This window comes from Candidatus Nitrosotalea okcheonensis (genome assembly GCF_900177045.1).
Classification (GTDB): domain Archaea; phylum Thermoproteota; class Nitrososphaeria; order Nitrososphaerales; family Nitrosopumilaceae; genus Nitrosotalea; species Nitrosotalea okcheonensis.
The window spans coordinates 1,631,066-1,649,321 of the sequence record NZ_LT841358.1; the positions used below are offsets into that span (position 1 = coordinate 1,631,066).

Genomic DNA, 18,256 nt, shown 5'->3' on the forward strand with positions numbered 1-18,256 from the left:
GGTTGTATATTGTTTTTTATTTTTGTAGGCAACCATTGCAGCCATTAGTTGTGGCACCAGTAAAGTCTGCTCCTCTAGTATTTGCATCTCTTAGATCTGCATTTGACAAGTTAGCTCCTGATAGATTAACGCCTGAAAGAATAACGCCTCTGAAATTAGCATCAGATAGGTCTGCTGCTTTGAAATTAGCACCCGAGAGTGAGGCACCTGACAAATTGACATCATGGAGATTGGCATTAGAAAAATTGACATTTTGCAAATTAGCGCCAGAAAGATTTGCACCTTGTAGGTTGATACCTGACAGATTCATACCTTGCATGTCTATTCCAGAAAGATTTGTACCTTGCAGGCCTGAAATTGGCAGTATTGTAATTGTAGTTTGTGGTGATTTACTAGCATAAAAGTCAGGAGCGCCGCTATATGATGCAAAAATATGATGTATTCCTATGGGCAGTACGGATGTGCTAAAGACTGACTGACCTCCAAATACTGTAATTGGGTGTCCTGTGGGCATGTCATCAATATAGAACTGTACTGTTCCTGCGTCAGGTATTGGCAATATCGTTGCAGTAAATGTTGTTGTCATTCCTGATATTGCTATTGTGTTTGATTCTATTGATGTAGTTGTTAGCATTACAGGAGGTGTAAAAGTTATTGATGGGCCAAATGCTGTGGATGAAGAAGGTGGAACCATTGTGCTGTTTGACATTGGATTTGAACATGGAATGAAAATTTCCCAACCCTGAGGCACCTCACCTACATAACAATGGTATCTGCCTTGTGGATTGTAAAGATCTGTAACATATTTCCAGTTTTCATCTGCAGAAGTTGGTATAAAAAACACGGAACCTATATTCGAAATGATGATTATCATAATAGCTACAAAGAAAAGTCTGAATGATAATGATTTTCTTTTATCAAATTGCCTGACAACTAGTATGAATAAAAATATGACTGTAAATGACATGAATCTTTCTGCCATGCCGCCTCTTACTAGAATTGACAAGAATAATGTTGCAGTTATACAATACAAGGTAAAAATCTCAAATCTTAATCCGCTTTTTATGGAGTTTAGTAAAATAAACGCAACCAAAATAATTGGTATGAGATAAACCATGTTTCCCAAATATTGATAAATATTAGAAAATATTGTAGTAAAGACAGTGGTGGCACTAGTGGTAAATATCTGTATTGTTGATCTAATGATACCTGTGGTAACCTGTAATGCAGAGGATTTGAATTGTTGGGAATAATTGATGTATAACAGGGATGTCTGAAATAATAGTAAAACTGTTGGTATTACACAGCTAACTAGTGTAATCAATTCTCTTTCATTTTTTCTAATCTCACGTATTATGACATAAATTAATGCAGGAAGAAAAACAATTGAAAATGCGGAAGACAGAAACGATGCAGAACAGAAAAATGCATAAAGGCATTTCTTTTTCTTGGATTGTTTTTTATATTCTTCATATCTAAATAATAGCAACAATACAAAAAGCATTGTAAATATATTCAAGAACCACTGGATGCTTGAAATGTTGGAATAGATTTCATTAATCCCGGGAGCTGCTACAATGAATAAGGAACAAACAGCTCGGAGAAAATCATTTTTAATTATAAACCGAAATTGTTTGGTAGAAAAAAATAATGCACAAAGTGTTGCAATAATTATTGCAGCTACATTCATTGCTAGGTTTACATTGGAAATACCGAACAAGTATAGGGAAAAAATTGTTACAAGACGTGGAACGAAATGCAAATAATAGTTGTAAACAACAAAAATACTTCCCCATGAATATTGAATAGCTTCCCTTAATAGAACATCTACATCTTCAACTCTGCCTGGTTGAATCAAAATAAAGATTGGTTTTCTCAGAACAAAAAGTATAATGCTTGACAAAAATATGATGGGCAAAAACCATTTTGATTCTATGTTTTCAGAAAAAATAACACGTATTTTCCTACTCAAATTAACTGAGATTTGCCTGATCCGCCCTTAAGCCTATCGGGCATCTTTCTCGAAAATTTTATAATTTTTTACCGAATGATCTTAGATGATATTCTGCATAGAAACTATGAATTCGTAAGTGGACCGAGGGAATTGAGACGAAGCGTCTTCAATAATTAACATGATTACAATAGTTACACATAGTTTTAATTATTCTACTATGTTATAACATAGTGTAGTATGCAACGAGCAGTAAAGCCCAAGAAAATAGATGATATAACACCAGAAGAAAAAGCAGACGTAGAAGAATTCTATAAAGCAAAAGCAAAAGGCGAAACTAAAAAAAGTTCATTAAAAGAATTTCTCAAAGAACTGCACGAATAGATTGTGTGTATCTATATTGACATTGCATCTCATAAATAAGACTAGAATAAAGAATTACATGAATGTGGATTCCAGAGCGAACCAAAAAATTTACCAGACAATACAAATCACTACATTCTGATTTGCAAAAAAAGGTGGATTTAGTGATAGCTGAACTAGTCGAGTCTGAAAATCCTACCAAATTAGGCAAATACAAACCAAGTATCAAAGCATATGCTTATGTTCTTGACAAAAGCAATAGGATTCTCTATAATGTATCATTTAACGAAGATGCGATTGAGTTCATACGTGTAGGCAGTCATAAACAGGTGTATGGCAAGGATTAAGCGAGCCGAGAAAAATCTCATTACCTAGTAGACACACTAGGTTGACTCGAAGAGTTTACGACTTGCAATCTTGGGAATGCAAGAATCAGATGTTAGGTGTTGGCTTGTCAAATAACTGGACATAGATTAAAATCAACACAAATGAAACGGCAAGAAAGATTCCTGAAATTGAGAGTATTCTTCTTAGAAATTCTTTCAACGCATCCATACTTAGATGACTTCCAACATCCAGTATTGCATAGAATATCAGAATACCGGAAAGCCCCTCTTCTGTTACATCTAGTTGGTTTGCATCTAAACCAATGAAATTCATTACATTTCAAGATATGAAATCATTTGAGTAAAATCGCTGTCACTTAAAATTCCAAATTGTAGACAGTGTCGACAAATAATGTCTACATTGATTTTTGTACTGGCATCTTTAGTAATGAGATGATCTTTGCATTATAGGATGGAAATTCTATCTTACAAGACAAGATCGTGCAACAATATCCTTGTCATTTAACAAAGCCAGATACAATTTTATTTTTTATAAAGTTCGGATTCCCAATTTTACTTTATAAAGCTATTTTACTTGATAAAAAGAATTCATCCCTGATGAAAAATTATCACGATTCAATCTTTCAAAACCATTGATCCCACGGCTAGAAAATTTAGGCTTTTAAACAGAACCCATATTTTAGACATAAATGGTGATAAAAAATGCAAAGTTTCTAGAATCTGAGATCCGAAAACTCGAGAAAAGTACGTGTAACCATAATAACAAAGAACTTGGGATAACATGGATCCCAAAACCAAACGCGAAAAAAGAAGGTGAAGTCATAGGCAATACAATTACATCTATCCACAAGCTCTCATATGGCACTAGAAACTCTGAGACACGAATTTTTTGATCTAATTGTTAGCAATGCAATCAGACCATACATGAATCTGGTAAACGCCCTATTGTCAGTCATTGGAGAGAGCGCCTACGAAAACAAGGAGGAGACTGTCGAGTCACTGTTGTTGCTGTGTCAATCTACAGCAAATGAGCATCTTGCATCTTGAAATATTCCTAGTCCATCCAAGTTCCAATTTTAATGAATTTATTACGCTAAAAGGCGTTACGCCAGATGGCGTAATATGTGACCGTTTTAGTTGCAACACAGTTATGCACTATTAATTTCCCCAAACCCTGTAAAGTTTAAATCATGTAAAGGTTACAGTATTGTGTGTCGTTTACGCTATATTCAGTAACCGGAGATGACTTCATAGGAAGAAAAGAACTAGTTGACGAATTAACAAGAGAGCTCTCCTCCAAGAATAAAATCGGTTTCTCGTTGTCAGGAATAAGGCGTATAGGAAAAACAAGTATACTAAAAGAGGTTGAAAGTAGATTGACAAAACAGCGTATACCTGTTATCTATATCTCAATATGGAGAATCTTGCCAACTACTATTGATGAATTTACAAGAGTATTGGATAGAGTTGCATTAAGTGCATTTGAACATAAACTACCAAAGAAATTCAAATTTGAAGAGCTTCTAGTAACTGGCGCAAAAGCATTAGGCAATTTTCTCTCTGGCCTTAATTTATCTGCCAAAGTTGCAGAAGATCTCAAGCTATCCTTATCATATATCAAAAAAGAATCAGAGGATGTCGAGGAAGCTGTTACAAAATCTATCTCTTTAATAGAACATTTGGCAGAGATGACAAAAACCAAATGTGTTCTGATCATCGATGAATTTCCGTCCATAGTTGAGCTTACTTACGGAGAAAAAAACAGAAAGATGGGATTCGATATAGTAAAATTGATACGCACATTATTTGAAGACTTCAAGTATACAAAACTAGTGGTTTCCGGATCTTATCGTGATACGCTAGATAACTTGGTGACAAAAACAAGTGCGCCTTTCTACAAACAGCTACTTCTTCGAGAAGTAGAACCTTTTACTAAGGATGAATTTGATAAGTTCATCACACATTATCTTCCAGATCTAAAGTTTATTGACAGTCAAACAAAAGAAGAATTTTACAAGATTTCTAGTGGGATTCCATACAATCTACAGCTTTTAGGAAAAGAAATTCAGTTACATGATATGGTAAAACTTGATAGCAAAAAACTTTATGATATTGTTAAAACGATATTAAAGAAAGAAGGAGAGCAATCATTTAAAGAATTTACAGAAAACCAGACCCCGTCAGAAATTAAGGTGTTAAAGGCACTTGCAAAGTCTCCTGAAAAGAAGCCTACAGATATTGAAAAGGATGAATTCATGAGTAATGCCACCATAAGTTCAGCATTAGTTTCACTTTGTAGCAAGGCAGTTTTGAAAAGACGGGAACGTGGAATCTACGAATTTACTGATAATCTATTTGCCGAATGGCTCAAAGTATCAGAAATCATGTAAATGTTACATCCTCTAAACTTTACGCGGTTTGGGGAAATTAATAGTGCATAACTGTGTTGCAACTAAAACAGTCACATATCATGTATACAAAATTGCATACTTGTCATTTCGCTAGACGAGCTTGCAGATCAGGATCCTGCCACTTGAAAGCTCTTTTACTATGTCCCAGCCTTTTTTGACGTACAGGACAAGATTGTCTTCATCAATCAGTAGACTATCATATCTTTCGCTCTCTTTTTCTTTCATTAATTCCTGGATTGCAATCTTGATTGCCTTTAGTATATCGTCAATATATCTTGGCGCATACTGTTTTGATTCAAGGTATGATACATGATCATGTAACAAATCTTCAAGCTTTCTTGCATCCTCTTCTCCAATTGATACAAGCTCCTTTGGAGATATGGCATATTGGATACAGAAGAGGTTCAATCTTCGCAGTCTTACGCTTGCAGTCAATTTGCTTCCCCTGCAAAGGTTCTCGTACTATCTCCTAACGTCTGCATCTTCAAGGAGTCTTGTGCATTTTTGCATATTGACAAAATTTCTATTGGTTTTAAGGGGTTTCGAACTGTATAGTAGGTGGACCGAGGGGGATTTGAACCCCCGACTTCCGCGTTGCGAACGCGGCATCACTACCACTAGACTACCGGCCCTTTTGTTATCAAGAATATCATCTGCTTTTATTCATTTACTGGTTCTATTGCATCTCAAGGCTGATAATTACACTTGGGCTGAAGCTTTGATGTATCCATTTCAGAATTACAGGAAACGCATCATTTTTTGTACTAGCATCGCATTTAGAATTGCCAAATCATGGTAATCGTTGCAGATACCGGTTCACTACAATCTATGGCTACTAGCGTTTGAAAGAATTCGTTTACTCAAAGAATAATACTAGGTTTTCAAGAAAAATCTCTGATGACTGTAGATGCTGTAATTACAGGGTCACACGTTATTTTCCAAAATGTAATGGTAAGCAAGAATATTGTAATTGACGAAGGCAAAGTTGTCGGTCTAACAAATGATATTCCACAATGCGATCTCAAAATAAAAGCAGATGGATTGGTCTCGCTTCCAGGCGTCATTGATCCTCACATACATTATGGAGTCTATTCTCCAATTAACGATGCTGCTGTCACAGAATCAAAGGTAGCTGCAATAGGCGGAGTCACCACAATGATGCGGATGCTACGACTGAGTGGCTCATACAAAAAAAATCTAGACTCGCAACTTGCAGAAAGCTCCAAAACGCATTATGTCGATTATTCAATTCACGCCTCAATACTTTACAGTAGCCAAATCAATGAAATGGAATTTTGCAAAAGCAAGGGAATAACTTCATTTAAGATATACATGAATCTTGGCCAAGACATAGGTCATGTCTACATGGACATGCAACCTGGAGACAAATCTCTTCGCGAAGAAAGAATAGAAATGACAACTGACATGGTTGAAAAAATAGTTGAAAAAGCGGCATCTCTGAATTGTCCAGTCCTTGTCCATGCTGAAGATTATCCAATGTGCTCATGCGGAATAAAGACTGCAAAAGAAAAAAAAATGGATGGACTGGCAGCATGGGCGCAGAGCAGGCCTGCAGAATCTGAAGTCAAGTCAATTGTTACAATATCCAAGATTGCAAGAAAATATGGTTGCAATCTCTATTTTGTACATATTGGCTCCAAGGCTGCAATTGATGCAATATCTGAAGAAAAGAAAAATGGAACCAAGATCCATGTCGAAACATGTCCACACTATCTTACATTGTCATATGAATCACAAAAAGGATATCTTGCAAAAGTTATGCCCCCGATACGCTCCTCCAAAGACGTGGAATTTGTATGGCATGAAATACAAAGCGGTAGAGTGGATACGATTGGGACAGATCATGTTGCAAATAGACTGGATCTAAAGCTTGGTGGAGAAAATGTATGGAGTGCACTTGCGGGATTTCCAGGAATGGGTACAATGCTTCCTATATTACTAAGTGAGGGAGTCAACAAGGGAAAGATAACCTTGCAACAGTTGTCAAACATGACCAGTCTCAATACGGCTAAAATATTTGGAATGTATCCAAAAAAAGGAGCAATCCAGAAAGGTTCTGATGCAGACATTGTTCTAGTTGATCTAAAAAAGGAAGGAAAAGTGTCTGCTGAAACCATAGATGGTTTTTCTGATTATACCGTTTATGAAGGCTGGAATCTCAAGGGGTGGCCTGTTAAGACAATTGTTCGAGGGAATGTAGTTGCCGAAGATTCCAAGATTGTTGCAAAACCTGGTTACGGCAAGTTTGTCTCAAGATAAACCTGATGTGGCTAGAAAATTTTTGTTAAATTAGTGTCTTAAATTGTTATAAAGCCAGACTTTACTGCTGACAGGGCAATGTTCAAACCAAACAAAATGAATGTGACACTATACAGAGACAACATGGCGCCTTTCAATACTTTTTCAGATACTTTCTTTTCAATTATGGTATGAACAAACTTGCCCCCGTCCAATATTGGCAAAGGTAGCATGTTGAATATTCCTATGAAAAACGATAGCATCCAAAGCCACAATAGAAACATGAAGACCTCGGGACTCCAGTGAATGTAATAGGGAACCACTGGCTGGTATGATGGAAGTGCCGCTCGTAAAATTCCAAGCATTCCTTTTTGTGGATCATCCTTGGAAGCAGTTACAACAACAGGAATCTGTAAAGGTTTTCCATCCCTAATTAATGAGACCATGGCAGTGTCTCCAGGCTTTAATTTTATCTTGGCAAAGTCCTGAGGAAGTAAAACGGAATTTCCATCTATTGCATTTATGATGTCATCTTTTTGCAGTCCAGCTTTTTCAGCACCAGAGCCTTCCATGACTGAAACTATTGGAACTCCAAGTGGTTCGTGGTAAAACACGCTCCTAATTGGGTCTGGCATGATCAGGGCAAATGATGGATTGAATATCAACAGCCCTGCAATTATGAATGAAAACAAGACATTTGATGTGGCACCTGCTCCAATTACTCGAAGGCGTGAGATTTTTTTTGCCTTGACAAACTCCTCCTCATCTGGCTCTACAAATCCTGCAAATAGCGCAATAAAGACAGCAAATCCTCCCGTCTTGATTTTTATCTTTTCTAGCGTAGCGACAATTCCATGTGCACCTTCATGTATGACTAGTACAATTGGTACAGAAAGCAAAAAGTATGCAATGTTTGCGCTTGACTGGATTGTGACTCCTGGTATGAGTACTGTCATCTCCGCAAATGATTCTGGCTTTACAAAAAAGTTTGACAGGTTGGATGCAAGGTACCAAAATGCAGCTCCCATCATCACAAAACCCAGCACTACGCTTGTGTTGGAAAAAATTCTAGTTGCCCGCTGGGTCCTGTTTAGAATTCTTGAGAGTATCAACTGAACATTCTGGTTCTTGTATGTCAAACTGTATGGCTTTATTTCAAATCCGTGCTTGTCAAGTTTTGAGACCTTTGCAACTGCAAACACTATGACCCATGCAATCAAAACATAGATGATGGAATTGTGCGTCAAAAATGTAAAGTCCAAATTAATTGATACTCTTTTTAGTCAGGGCAAATTTATCAGTTGCTATGGGGATTATCATAGTCTCAACATATCCTGACAAAAAATCAATTTCACAAGTGGCGCATGTTGTGGTACAAAGAAAACTGGCAGCCTGTGTCAACTATACTAACATAAACTCTGTCTATTCCTGGAAAGACAAGATTGAGGATACTGGAGAATTTTTAGCACTTTTTAAAACTACTGCAAAATCAAAACAAAAACTCAAAGAAGAGATAGCAAAATCTCATCCGTATCAAGTGCCAGAAATTGTAGAGCTAAAGATGGATGGTATCAGCGTACCGTACATGAAATGGCTTGACGAGTCAACTTTGGGGGGCAAACCTAAGAAGAGAAATCACTCCTCCAAGAGACGAAACCCGTAGTCCTGCATCTGTGGTGGAATCTACTGCATAAACCTCGACTCCTTTTGACTCGACTTGGTTGAGAAACTCTATTATCTTGTCTTCATCTTGCTTTTCAAATATCCTGTCTGAAAATACCAGTGATTCTACTGCGCCTACCTCATTTGCCCTTGCAGTCTCCTCAAAACCCATGGTAAACTTGTTGCTTTTCTTGTTTGCCCTTGTCATGGTTTCATCCAGTATGGCAGAAACCTTTGCAATCTTGCTTGTATCAAGTGTCTGTTTCATAATGTCTGATTTTATAAAAGTGTAAATTCCATCCTCTCCTGAAGAATCTATTCCGTCTACTGCCTGTACCTTGTGTCCCTTTATTGATGGAATCTCTGCGAGAAAATTTACCAGCCTCTTCTTGGTCTCGCCTGGCCCAAATATCACTATGCTGTCTCCATCTCTTATCAATGTCGAGATTGCACTTTGAACGTCTTTGAAAAAGTCCTGTATGTTGAATTTGGACTTGTATCTCTTTCCGCTTGCACCCGAATACATGTTTGGCAAAAGTTTGAGATGCGTTCCACTCAATCTTCCCAATCCACAGTCTGTTGTATCTATTGCAACAAGAAGAAATGCACCATGATCCTTTTTTTCAAAGACCAGTCTCTTTTCAATCTCACTCCAATTCTTCTTGATTAGAGTAACTGCGTCACCAATTTTTAGTGTCAGGGAGTGGTGTGATCCTTTGCTTACGGATTGATTGTCTGACTCTGCTATGGTACCCTGGACTCTTAATCTATCAACTACCTCATCGATAGAAATTTTTTCAACGTCTAGTGCTATGCGGATTTTTATCCTTTCAGCCTTGTCAGGTCTTGCAAAATCTTTCTCCTGCTTGATGGCCCTTGACGTGTCCCCAATTATCCTGTCACCCTTGTCTATGACACGCCGTAGTGTGAAGAGATCGTCTGATTCCTCTGGTATTAGGGCTACTGTATTGTCATCTATTTTTTTGATAATCAATCTAATACCTTTGTGGAACTGTAATAAAAAAGAAAAGTAATCTAGTTTGTCAACTCGTCAGTCTTGGCTTCTTTCTTTTCTTCTGCCTTTTTTCTCAAATAATTCTGGACCCATTCCTGTGTCAGTACTCCAGATTCGGTCAAGTTAACAAGCGTATTGGTTGACGCCTCACCCATTACTTTGCCCGTGTTTCTTCTTACCTGTCTCCACTTTAGGTTCGTATTGCCGCTTTTTGACGAGTAGATTATGCCAAGTACCTCCTTTGCATTCACAAAAGTCATGTCACGAATCTTTTTCAGGGTGACCTTGTCTGCAGCCTCGACATAAATTGGACCGGGTAATGTCTCACGTTCCGGGAATACCTCGTAATCCTCCAAGTAACTTTCAGGAATAAACGAGTTACAAGTGCTTAGGATTACAAATTTCCTAAAACTTTCAAGGGAACACGCTGCATCTATTGCTACCATTTGTGTAAGCAATGCTCTCGCCTTTTATCAAGCTTCTTGAAAGACTCAAGTAGGAACAGACAAACTTGTTTGGTTGCAGGCGTTGATGACCAAATCCCTGTTGATTTGATGAGAAGGATCTTGAGTTCTGAGCCTGCACTGGATTTTTATCGGTACATGATTCCATTGGCATGTATCATGAAATCATATACTGAATATCTTACGTACAATGTTCCCTCAAGAAGAGGATTTGTAAATATTACACCGGAGGTGAGAAAAATAATCCAAAAAAGTGGCATTAAAGAGGGTCTCTGTCTTGTCAATGCAATGCACATCACTGCAAGTGTCTTCATTAATGACAACGAGAGTGGATTGCATCAAGACTATGAAAAATGGCTAGAAGGTATCGCTCCACATGAACCGGTATCACAGTATCAGCACAACAATACTGGAGAAGATAATGCGGATGCACATCTCAAAAGGCAAGTGATGGGAAGGGAAGTTGTAGTGGCTATGACAAAAGGTCAGCTTGATTTTGGTCCATGGGAGCAGATCTTTTATGGAGAGTTTGACGGCAAGAGACCAAAACGTGTTCTAGTTAAAGTGATAGGTGAATAGATCTTTAAGATAGGGAGCCTCTCTTCTGGGCTCCTTCTTCTAACGGTTTTAGCTTGAAGCTTTGTTCGTGATTTTGAGCACCATGGCTGCACTTTACACATCCGATCTTGAATCCATTGCTATCCTTTACAAAAGTTTCACAGCCGCAAAAACAAGTCATTTGATCTAATGCCTTGTATCTATGATATAACTTTACTCAAATAAAATTTGATACTGTTTATCAAAAGATGCTTATATGAACAAAGATCAACGCGATCTAATACCGATCATTATTTTTTTGACAACCTATTGATTATCTGAGGGTTGGGCTTGAAATCATGCTCAATCCTCATACAATTATTTTCTAATCTCTTTTTGCCAATTTTGAAATAAAAAGCCGTGTTCCTCATGCTATTTTTTTCTGATGTGTCTAAACCTACCAAGAAGATCTCTTGATGATATGATCTCAAGATAATGACTGGCTTTCTTTAACTCCTTGTCATGGGTTACAAGATATTTTGCACCTTTTGCAAGTCCAGTTGCAATTATTATGGCATCAGGCAATCTGAGACCTGTATCTGCACGGATCTTTGCTGCAGTATCAGCCGTATCAATGTCAAGTCCAACAATCACAAAACCCTTGGTAGAAATTAGATGGGCAAGTAACTCCTCTTTACCACTCTTGTCTCCTTGGGAATAATACCCTGTACACAATTCTGCAATCGAGATTACAGATATGATTCCTTGTATGAAGCCGTCTTCAACTGCATCCAATATCTGCAAGGACTGTATAGAATGTGGCTCTTTACCATTCTTGGCATTCAGTAAGATGTTGGTATCTAGCACTGCGGTTATTACCATTCTTTTCGCATTCTCTTTTGAAATCTTATACTATGTTCTTTCCACGGTTTCTGCCTGTGTAAAATCTCCGAGAGCCTCTCCCTTGAAGCTTTTCTTATTATTGTCTGTCCACCTTCAATTACAAAAATCACTTTATCTCCTTCCTTTAGATCCAGTGAAGCCCTGATCTCCTTTGGAATCGTTATCTGTCCCTTGGTGGTAATGGACCCTATGTTCATCTCTGATATCTCCTTACTATATAGTAAGGAAATCCTTGCTATTAAATATTGCATAGGGAAAATTATCAGAAAATGAACTGTTGATCTAATATGTTGTCTCATTAATTCTTGCAACAATTTCCGCGTGGAATGTCGTTATCATGTGGACATTTTCTTGGATGCTTGAGCATTGTACATAGTGCGTCTGTAAATTGTACATTCATGTGGTGCTCAATCCCACAAACCATCTCTTCATCAATGTCTACCTTTAGAGCGCTATCCATTAGTACCTCAAGCAGTCTGCTATTTCGCATCATGTTAGAGCCTATCTCCTCACCGTTTTTAGTAAGCGAGACTCCGCTTTTGTTGTAATTTACAAGTTTTGACTCGTTTAATTTTTTTAGCATCTGTACTACACTTGGCTGTCTTACGTTTAGCATCTTGGCGATGGTGCTAATTTTTACAGGATTTCCATCTTCCTTGATGTGCCATATTGCCTTGAGATACATCTCGACATGTTCTGCTTCGGCAGTTCCAACAAACAAAACTTCTTGATCTTCCATGACTGGTATCCTACTTGCCTGATTTTACATCTTTTGATTCTTTTAAGAGATATTCAAAATATTCACGGGCAAAGCCTGCCAGGCCAGAGTGGTCTGCCCATATGGCAACTGCTTCCTTTGTTCCCGTTGTGCCAAGCTCCTCGCCAAGCAGTAACACGACATATCTTTTATCAGAAATAATTCCTCCTCCAAAGAGACCCTTCTTTACTTTTACTGTTGCTAACCTTGATAATGACTTTAGCGTATCAGCTTCAACGTCTTCTGAGACTAGAATTGTAATATCAACTCCCCTGTCATGCAATAGTCTGATCTTTGGCAAGGCTTCTTTTGCCAGCTCTTCTGCAACTTTTGGGATTGCAATCATTACCTCATTTCTGCACGAATCTACCATCTCAAGAATCTTTGTTGCAATATTTATCACACCTGAAATTATCCAAATGTCTGGACGCTCGCTTATCCCACTCTGCTCATAAAGCGGGGTGAGTTCTTTGAGTACAATGTTTTCATTATTTCTAAATTCTGTCTCCATCTGCTGCTTTGATGTCTGTATTGCAGTGGCTGGAGATTTTGCAAAATATTGCGTTGGTCTTGAATCATCAGAGCCTATCCACCCCTTCTCTTCTAGGGTGCCTAGAACTTCATAGATCTTTGAATATGGCACACCTGATTTCTGACTCAGATCGGAGGCAGTAATGGGACCTGTTTTTAAAAGCGAAGAATATGTCTTGATTTCATAGCTTGTAAGGCCTATCTTTTCCAGTGATTTTCTTGCCTTGTCAGAGAGACTCATCTCTATGATCGGAGGCTCTTTTGATATATATGTCTAGAATTGATTTTCTGTGAGGAGGTAACCTACCTATTCATCTGGTGTCTAGTAGGAAATGGATTAAATACTATCTACTAAGATATGCGTATAAGACATGGAATTAATCCAAATATCTAATCAAAAGACTCCTACTCTAGGAAAGAAATCAACTATACGATTTACCCAGAGTATCTGTCCTGAATGTAATATGATACTTGATGCAGAGGTCTTTGAGAGGGATGGCAAGGTCTTCATGACAAAGACTTGTCCAACACACGGAGAATGCGAAGAACTCTATTTTGGCTCTTATGACATGTACAAAAAATTCAGTACATATTGGATTGACGGAAAAGGTGCACATGCTCCAAATGTAATGATTGACAAGTGTTCATGTCCTAACAACTGTGGTCTGTGCTCTAACCACCTGTCCCACAGTGGACTTGCAAACATGATAGTTACAAACAGATGTGATTTGACATGCTGGTACTGTTTCTTCTATGTAAAGAAAGGACTTGAAGGTGCATACATGTATGAACCCTCACAAGACCAAGTAAGAGCAATGATGAAGACACTAAAGGCGGAAAGACCAATTCCGGGAAATTCAATGCAAATTACTGGTGGTGAACCGATGCTCAGAGAAGACATTGTTGATGTTATCAAAATAATGAAAGAAGAGGGTGTTGATCACATCCAGATGAATACAAATGGAATAAGATTTGCACTAGACCCAGAAGCAATGAGGGAAGTAAGACTTGCAGGTGTAAATAATCTCTATCTTAGTTTTGACGGTGTAACCCCAAGAACAAATCCAAAGAATCACTGGGAAATTCCGTATGCACTAGAGAGTGCAAGAAAGACAGGAACTACCGTAGTGTTTGTTCCAACTGTAATAAAATCAATCAATGACCATGAACTAGGTCCAATTATCAGGTATGCTCAAAAGAATTTAGATGTAGTTCACGCAGTAAACTTTCAGCCTGTATCATTGACTGGAAGAATGGGCAAGAAAGAGCGTGAAAAATATCGTATCACAATACCAGACTGTATCCAAAGAATTGAGGAACAGACAAATGGTGAAGTAACAGTAGATGACTGGTTCCCAGTTCCAAGCTGCATGCCTCTAACAAATGTAATTGAAGCATTTTCTAGCAAGCCAAAATATGAGCTCTCAATCCACTTTGCATGTGGTGCAGGAACATACATCTTTGAAGATGCTGAAACCAAAAAGTTTGTCCCACTGACAAGATTTGCTGACATTCAGGGAATGCTAGAACTCTTTGAAGACAAGGCAGAAGAAATCAAGTCTGGAAAGAACAAGTACTTTACAATGCTCGAAGTGGTAAGAAAACTTTCAAGCTTTATCGATAAAAAGAAACAGCCAGCAGGTCTTGACTTGGCAAAGATGTTCGGTAGTATATTGATGAAGAGATCATTCAACTCTGTAGGCTCATGGCATGTCAAGGGATTGTTCTTGGGCATGATGCACTTTCAGGACAAGTACAACGAAGACCTTGAAAGACTCCAAAGATGTGATATTCACTATCTCACACCAGACTTGAGAATTGTTCCATTCTGTGCCTTTAACGTGATTCCAGAGTGGTACAGAGACAGAATCCAAAAGAAATACTCCATTTCAGTAGAAGAATGGGAGAAGCGAGTCGGAGTAAAACTCGAAGATGGTCTATACCGAGGAATAATGAGGAGAGGTTCTGGTGACGAGCTTGCAGCAGGCTGTGCAAAGAGCCAGATGATGCATGAAGCATCACAAGCCTTGTCTTAGAGAAATAGATTTAATTTTTCATCTAATACCTTAATACAAGCGAGATAAGATTTTCTAGATATTGAAAATACTGATTGTTTCACCAACACACCAAGGGATTGGAGGAGTGGCAAGACATGTTCAGGGGCTGGTAAATTTCTTGAAACAAAATGGGCATCAAGTAGATATAATATCGTCTGAAAATACATTTACAATTCCAGTTAGAAAATTAAAAAACCCGAGTTTTATGATATCTTCTTTTTTGAAGACTCGGTTCAAAAAAGACTATGACATTGTGCATGCGCAAAATCCTCCTGCGGCTCTTGCACTAAAAGGTGTTCATGCAAAAAAAATTCTTTCCTTGCATGGAGTACATCATGAACAAGTGGAACTTCTACATGGAAATACCGTGGGTGAAGTGGCAAAAGGTTTTGAAAAATATGCTCTAGGTTGGGCTGATGCAATAACTGTATCATCACATGAATTGTATGACCATTATACAAAAATGGGATATGCTGTACATTATCTTCCAAACGCGATGGATATTTCCTCTCTGCCAACTGGTGTTGATAGAAAATATGAAAAACAGATAGTCTATGCTGCCCGGATGTCAAGAGAAAAGGGTATAATGGACATACTCAAAATGGCTGAAAAACTACCTGATGATATTCATCTGTTACTCTTGGGAAGTGGTCCTGAAGAAGAGCTTGTAAAAAAGGCATGTGAGAACAAGAAGAATCTTCATTTTCTTGGATATCAAGAAAAACAAAAAACAATCGAAATCATGCGTGGATCTGATATTGTTATACAGCCTTCTATAATGGAAGGGGGGCTAAGCTATACTAGGTTGGAGGCAATGGCATGCAAGGTACCTCTTATTTCTACGATTGCGGGAGGCAGCAAGGATGCATTACGTCATATGGAAAATGCGTATCTGGTGGAACCTAATAATCCTCAAGGGCTACTACAAGCAATTCTTGAATTAATGTCCGATGATAAAAAAAGAAAAGAATTGGCAGAGAATGCATTCAAGACAGTCCAAGAATATGATTGGAAGGTAGTTGGTAAAAGCTATCTAAAGTTATACAATGAGATTTTAAACAGGTCATAGTATGGTATTGTAAATGAAAATACTAAAAAATAAAACAATTCTTATAACTGGAGGAACAGGTTCAATAGGAGAAGCACTAGTAAAAAAAGCTCTTTTAGATGGTGCTAAAAAAATTAAGGTTTTCAGTAATGATGAAAATGGCCTTTATGAAATGGAGATAGAATATAATAAAGATAATATTGAATTTATTATTGGAGATGTAAGAAATGCTGATACAGTTAATTCAATTGTAAAAAATGTTGATATTGTTTTTCATGCAGCAGCTTTGAAACATGTGGATAGATGTGAGCTTTATCCCCTTGAAGCATTTGGAGTAAATATTGTGGGAACTAACAATGTAATTCAAGCATCTTTGAAAGAAAATGTTGATAGAGTAGTTTTGATAAGTACCGATAAGGCGGTAAATCCTATTGGTGTTATGGGCGGAACCAAACTACTTGCAGAAAAATTAATCTCATCAGAGGCACATAAAGACATCTCAACTATATTTTGTTCAGTCCGATTTGGTAATGTTTTACATACACGTGGATCTATATTGCCAAGAATTGAAAAGCAGATCCGAAAAGGAGGACCAATTACAATAACTGATATCAGAATGAAAAGATTTTTCATGACAAAGGAAGATGCAGTTAATTTAATCATATCTGCAACAGAAATTGCAAAAGGCGGAGAGATCTTTGTTCTAAAGATGCCAGTAATCAAATTGGTAGATATGTTTGAGACCATGAAAAGTATACTTGCGCCACGCTATGGATTCAAACCTGAAAAAATTGAAACAAAGATTTTGGGTATAAGACCAGGAGAAAAACTATTAGAAGATTTGATGAATGATTTTGAGATGGAACATGCACTAGAAACAAAAGAATTTTTCATTATTCCATCGTTATTTAAAAAATATAAAATGACTGACTATGTTGGGGCAAAAAAACCAACTGACATTAAATTATATTTTAAAAATCTTAAACCACTTCCAAAAGATGAAGTCGTAACCATGTTTAAGAAAATTTATTGATTTTTCTATATCATGAAATTCATAATTACTGGTGGTGCTGGGTTTATTGGTAGCCATCTTGCAGAATTTCTTTCAAGTAAAGGTCATTCGGTTCAAATAATAGATAATCTTTCTAGCGGTAAATTAGCAAATCTTTCTAAAGTACTAGACCAAATAGACTTTCTCAAATTTGATATTCTAAATTATGATAAATTAAGAGAAGCAGTCAAAGATATTGATGGAATTTTTCATCATGCTGCTCTCACCTCGGTTCAAGATTCTTTTTTAAGACCTGAAGAGTACGAGCGTGTTAATGTACAAGGCACAGAAAACATTCTAAGAGCTGCAAAAGAGTTTGAGATTAAAGTGGTATTTGCAAGTAGCGCAAGTGTTTATGGAAATCCTGAAAAAATTCCAATCAAAGAAGATGCTGAGAGAAGACCATTGAATCCATATGGTCTTTCCAAGTTAAAGGCTGAAAACTTGTGTGCACAGTACTATGAACTAGGAGTTTCAGTGATAGGATTGAGATATTTTAATGTCTATGGACCTAGACAAACCAAAGACTATGCTGGTGTTATAACAAAATTCATAGATAATGCACTAGATAAAAAACCTCTTCTGATTAATGGGAATGGTTTTCAAGTAAGAGACTTTGTATCAGTAAACGATGTGGCAGCTGCAAACTTTTTGGCCATGAAAAGTAATGTAACTTGTGGATTTATCAACATAGGTTCAGGTATTGCTACCTCGATTAAAGAATTGGCAGAAATGATTATGCAACTGTCTGGCATGCAATCTGAACCAATTTATGAGGAATTTAAAGAAGGTGATATTAGATTTAGTCAAGCTAATGTTGATCTAGCTAAAGAACTACTCGATTGGAAACCAAAAACCATCTTAAAAGACTGGTTAAAAGAAAATGTAAAAAATCTCTAA

General features: G+C 37.3%; 22 protein-coding genes and 1 tRNA gene. 11 read left to right on the plus strand and 12 right to left on the minus strand.

Annotated features, from left to right (window positions below):
* Positions 1-16 precede the first annotated feature (16 nt).
* A complete protein-coding gene (locus tag BQ3481_RS09620) occupies positions 17-1,972 on the minus strand; it encodes a pentapeptide repeat-containing protein (RefSeq protein WP_162287762.1) in 1,956 nt (651 codons plus the stop codon).
* A 219-nt stretch (positions 1,973-2,191) separates the two neighbouring features.
* Between BQ3481_RS09620 and BQ3481_RS09625 the strand changes: the two genes are divergently transcribed.
* Both BQ3481_RS09625 and BQ3481_RS09630 read left to right on the plus strand, forming a co-directional pair.
* Positions 2,192-2,335, plus strand: a complete 144-nt coding sequence (locus BQ3481_RS09625) for a hypothetical protein (protein ID WP_157928064.1) — start codon at positions 2,192-2,194, stop codon at positions 2,333-2,335.
* A 143-nt stretch (positions 2,336-2,478) separates the two neighbouring features.
* On the plus strand, positions 2,479-2,661 hold the full coding sequence (locus tag BQ3481_RS09630; RefSeq protein ID WP_157928065.1) for a hypothetical protein: 183 nt from the start codon (positions 2,479-2,481) through the stop codon (positions 2,659-2,661).
* 85 nt (positions 2,662-2,746) lie between these two features.
* On the opposite strand, the gene BQ3481_RS09635 is transcribed toward BQ3481_RS09630, so the two are convergent.
* Positions 2,747-2,974, minus strand: coding sequence for a hypothetical protein (locus tag BQ3481_RS09635; RefSeq protein ID WP_157928066.1), 228 nt, complete (start codon positions 2,972-2,974; stop codon positions 2,747-2,749).
* A 376-nt stretch (positions 2,975-3,350) separates the two neighbouring features.
* Here BQ3481_RS09635 and BQ3481_RS09640 point away from each other — a divergent pair, with 376 nt between their 5' ends.
* Together BQ3481_RS09640 and BQ3481_RS09645 are read left to right on the plus strand one after the other, a co-directional pair.
* On the plus strand, positions 3,351-3,554 hold the full coding sequence (locus BQ3481_RS09640; RefSeq protein ID WP_157928067.1) for a hypothetical protein: 204 nt from the start codon (positions 3,351-3,353) through the stop codon (positions 3,552-3,554).
* 318 nt (positions 3,555-3,872) lie between these two features.
* Positions 3,873-5,051, plus strand: a complete 1,179-nt coding sequence (locus tag BQ3481_RS09645; RefSeq protein WP_157928068.1) for an AAA family ATPase — start codon at positions 3,873-3,875, stop codon at positions 5,049-5,051.
* Between the two features lie 111 nt (positions 5,052-5,162).
* Here the strand turns inward: BQ3481_RS09645 and BQ3481_RS09650 are convergent, their stop codons facing one another.
* Together BQ3481_RS09650 and BQ3481_RS09655 are read right to left on the minus strand one after the other, a co-directional pair.
* Positions 5,163-5,507, minus strand: coding sequence for a hypothetical protein (locus BQ3481_RS09650; RefSeq protein ID WP_157928069.1), 345 nt, complete (start codon positions 5,505-5,507; stop codon positions 5,163-5,165).
* Positions 5,508-5,631: 124 nt separating this feature from the next.
* Positions 5,632-5,704 (minus strand) — tRNA-Ala (locus BQ3481_RS09655).
* A gap of 265 nt (positions 5,705-5,969) precedes the next feature.
* Here BQ3481_RS09655 and BQ3481_RS09660 point away from each other — a divergent pair.
* Positions 5,970-7,352 carry a dihydroorotase gene (locus tag BQ3481_RS09660; protein ID WP_157928070.1) on the plus strand — a complete coding sequence of 461 codons (1,383 nt, stop codon included), beginning with the start codon at positions 5,970-5,972 and terminating at the stop codon, positions 7,350-7,352.
* A 38-nt stretch (positions 7,353-7,390) separates the two neighbouring features.
* Here BQ3481_RS09660 and BQ3481_RS09665 read toward each other — a convergent pair whose 3' ends face one another.
* On the minus strand, positions 7,391-8,578 hold the full coding sequence (locus tag BQ3481_RS09665) for a site-2 protease family protein (protein WP_231911786.1): 1,188 nt from the start codon (positions 8,576-8,578) through the stop codon (positions 7,391-7,393).
* A gap of 59 nt (positions 8,579-8,637) precedes the next feature.
* Here BQ3481_RS09665 and cutA point away from each other — a divergent pair, with 59 nt between their 5' ends.
* The gene (gene cutA, locus BQ3481_RS09670) at positions 8,638-8,994 is read left to right on the plus strand and encodes a divalent-cation tolerance protein CutA (RefSeq protein ID WP_157928071.1); all 357 of its coding nucleotides are present in this window, start codon (positions 8,638-8,640) and stop codon (positions 8,992-8,994) included.
* On the opposite strand, the gene BQ3481_RS09675 is transcribed toward cutA, so the two are convergent.
* Together BQ3481_RS09675 and BQ3481_RS09680 are read right to left on the minus strand one after the other, a co-directional pair.
* The gene (locus tag BQ3481_RS09675; RefSeq protein WP_157928072.1) at positions 8,935-9,987 is read right to left on the minus strand and encodes a pelota family protein; all 1,053 of its coding nucleotides are present in this window, start codon (positions 9,985-9,987) and stop codon (positions 8,935-8,937) included. The two genes, cutA and BQ3481_RS09675, sit on opposite strands and share 60 nt — an antisense overlap.
* 41 nt (positions 9,988-10,028) lie before the next feature.
* Positions 10,029-10,454: a hypothetical protein gene (locus tag BQ3481_RS09680; RefSeq protein ID WP_157928073.1), complete on the minus strand. Its 426-nt coding sequence runs from the start codon at positions 10,452-10,454 to the stop codon at positions 10,029-10,031.
* A gap of 177 nt (positions 10,455-10,631) precedes the next feature.
* Here BQ3481_RS09680 and BQ3481_RS09685 point away from each other — a divergent pair, with 177 nt between their 5' ends.
* Positions 10,632-11,051 carry a secondary thiamine-phosphate synthase enzyme YjbQ gene (locus BQ3481_RS09685; protein ID WP_157928557.1) on the plus strand — a complete coding sequence of 140 codons (420 nt, stop codon included), beginning with the start codon at positions 10,632-10,634 and terminating at the stop codon, positions 11,049-11,051.
* A gap of 4 nt (positions 11,052-11,055) precedes the next feature.
* On the opposite strand, the gene BQ3481_RS11795 is transcribed toward BQ3481_RS09685, so the two are convergent.
* The 5 genes from BQ3481_RS11795 to BQ3481_RS09705 form a co-directional block, all read right to left on the minus strand.
* The gene (locus BQ3481_RS11795) at positions 11,056-11,211 is read right to left on the minus strand and encodes a hypothetical protein (RefSeq protein WP_173848100.1); all 156 of its coding nucleotides are present in this window, start codon (positions 11,209-11,211) and stop codon (positions 11,056-11,058) included.
* Positions 11,212-11,441: 230 nt separating this feature from the next.
* Positions 11,442-11,891: a type II toxin-antitoxin system VapC family toxin gene (locus BQ3481_RS09690; RefSeq protein ID WP_157928074.1), complete on the minus strand. Its 450-nt coding sequence runs from the start codon at positions 11,889-11,891 to the stop codon at positions 11,442-11,444.
* On the minus strand, positions 11,885-12,109 hold the full coding sequence (locus BQ3481_RS09695) for an AbrB/MazE/SpoVT family DNA-binding domain-containing protein (RefSeq protein WP_157928075.1): 225 nt from the start codon (positions 12,107-12,109) through the stop codon (positions 11,885-11,887). Before BQ3481_RS09695 ends, BQ3481_RS09690 begins: the two co-directional genes overlap by 7 nt.
* 101 nt (positions 12,110-12,210) lie before the next feature.
* On the minus strand, positions 12,211-12,651 hold the full coding sequence (locus BQ3481_RS09700; protein WP_157928076.1) for a metal-dependent transcriptional regulator: 441 nt from the start codon (positions 12,649-12,651) through the stop codon (positions 12,211-12,213).
* A 10-nt stretch (positions 12,652-12,661) separates the two neighbouring features.
* On the minus strand, positions 12,662-13,441 hold the full coding sequence (locus BQ3481_RS09705; protein ID WP_157928077.1) for a TrmB family transcriptional regulator: 780 nt from the start codon (positions 13,439-13,441) through the stop codon (positions 12,662-12,664).
* Positions 13,442-13,571: 130 nt separating this feature from the next.
* Between BQ3481_RS09705 and tes the strand changes: the two genes are divergently transcribed.
* The 4 genes from tes (at position 13,572) to BQ3481_RS09725 (ending at position 18,256) form a co-directional block, all read left to right on the plus strand.
* Positions 13,572-15,236 (plus strand): tetraether lipid synthase Tes, encoded by a 1,665-nt coding sequence (tes, locus tag BQ3481_RS09710; protein WP_173848102.1) that lies wholly within the window; start codon positions 13,572-13,574, stop codon positions 15,234-15,236.
* 61 nt (positions 15,237-15,297) lie between these two features.
* The gene (locus BQ3481_RS09715) at positions 15,298-16,326 is read left to right on the plus strand and encodes a glycosyltransferase family 4 protein (RefSeq protein ID WP_157928078.1); all 1,029 of its coding nucleotides are present in this window, start codon (positions 15,298-15,300) and stop codon (positions 16,324-16,326) included.
* A 13-nt stretch (positions 16,327-16,339) separates the two neighbouring features.
* The gene (locus tag BQ3481_RS09720; RefSeq protein WP_157928079.1) at positions 16,340-17,338 is read left to right on the plus strand and encodes an SDR family NAD(P)-dependent oxidoreductase; all 999 of its coding nucleotides are present in this window, start codon (positions 16,340-16,342) and stop codon (positions 17,336-17,338) included.
* Positions 17,339-17,350: 12 nt separating this feature from the next.
* Entirely contained in the window at positions 17,351-18,256 is a 906-nt protein-coding gene (locus BQ3481_RS09725; protein WP_157928080.1) for an NAD-dependent epimerase/dehydratase family protein, read from the plus strand.

Excerpts from the sequence above, each read along its gene's own strand:
- BQ3481_RS09625 (WP_157928064.1), top strand. The coding sequence starts at position 2,192 with ATGCAACGAGCAGTAAAGCCCAAGAAAATAGATGATATAACACCAGAA.
- BQ3481_RS09635 (WP_157928066.1), bottom strand. The coding sequence starts at position 2,974 with ATGAATTTCATTGGTTTAGATGCAAACCAACTAGATGTAACAGAAGAG.
- BQ3481_RS09640 (WP_157928067.1), top strand. The coding sequence starts at position 3,351 with ATGGTGATAAAAAATGCAAAGTTTCTAGAATCTGAGATCCGAAAACTC.
- BQ3481_RS09660 (WP_157928070.1), top strand. The coding sequence starts at position 5,970 with ATGACTGTAGATGCTGTAATTACAGGGTCACACGTTATTTTCCAAAAT.
- cutA (WP_157928071.1), top strand. The coding sequence starts at position 8,638 with ATGGGGATTATCATAGTCTCAACATATCCTGACAAAAAATCAATTTCA.
- BQ3481_RS09680 (WP_157928073.1), bottom strand. The coding sequence starts at position 10,454 with ATGGTAGCAATAGATGCAGCGTGTTCCCTTGAAAGTTTTAGGAAATTT.
- BQ3481_RS09685 (WP_157928557.1), top strand. The coding sequence starts at position 10,632 with ATGAAATCATATACTGAATATCTTACGTACAATGTTCCCTCAAGAAGA.
- BQ3481_RS11795 (WP_173848100.1), bottom strand. The coding sequence starts at position 11,211 with ATGACTTGTTTTTGCGGCTGTGAAACTTTTGTAAAGGATAGCAATGGA.
- BQ3481_RS09690 (WP_157928074.1), bottom strand. The coding sequence starts at position 11,891 with ATGGTAATAACCGCAGTGCTAGATACCAACATCTTACTGAATGCCAAG.
- BQ3481_RS09695 (WP_157928075.1), bottom strand. The coding sequence starts at position 12,109 with ATGAACATAGGGTCCATTACCACCAAGGGACAGATAACGATTCCAAAG.
- BQ3481_RS09700 (WP_157928076.1), bottom strand. The coding sequence starts at position 12,651 with ATGGAAGATCAAGAAGTTTTGTTTGTTGGAACTGCCGAAGCAGAACAT.
- BQ3481_RS09705 (WP_157928077.1), bottom strand. The coding sequence starts at position 13,441 with ATGAGTCTCTCTGACAAGGCAAGAAAATCACTGGAAAAGATAGGCCTT.
- tes (WP_173848102.1), top strand. The coding sequence starts at position 13,572 with ATGGAATTAATCCAAATATCTAATCAAAAGACTCCTACTCTAGGAAAG.
- BQ3481_RS09720 (WP_157928079.1), top strand. The coding sequence starts at position 16,340 with ATGAAAATACTAAAAAATAAAACAATTCTTATAACTGGAGGAACAGGT.
- BQ3481_RS09725 (WP_157928080.1), top strand. The coding sequence starts at position 17,351 with ATGAAATTCATAATTACTGGTGGTGCTGGGTTTATTGGTAGCCATCTT.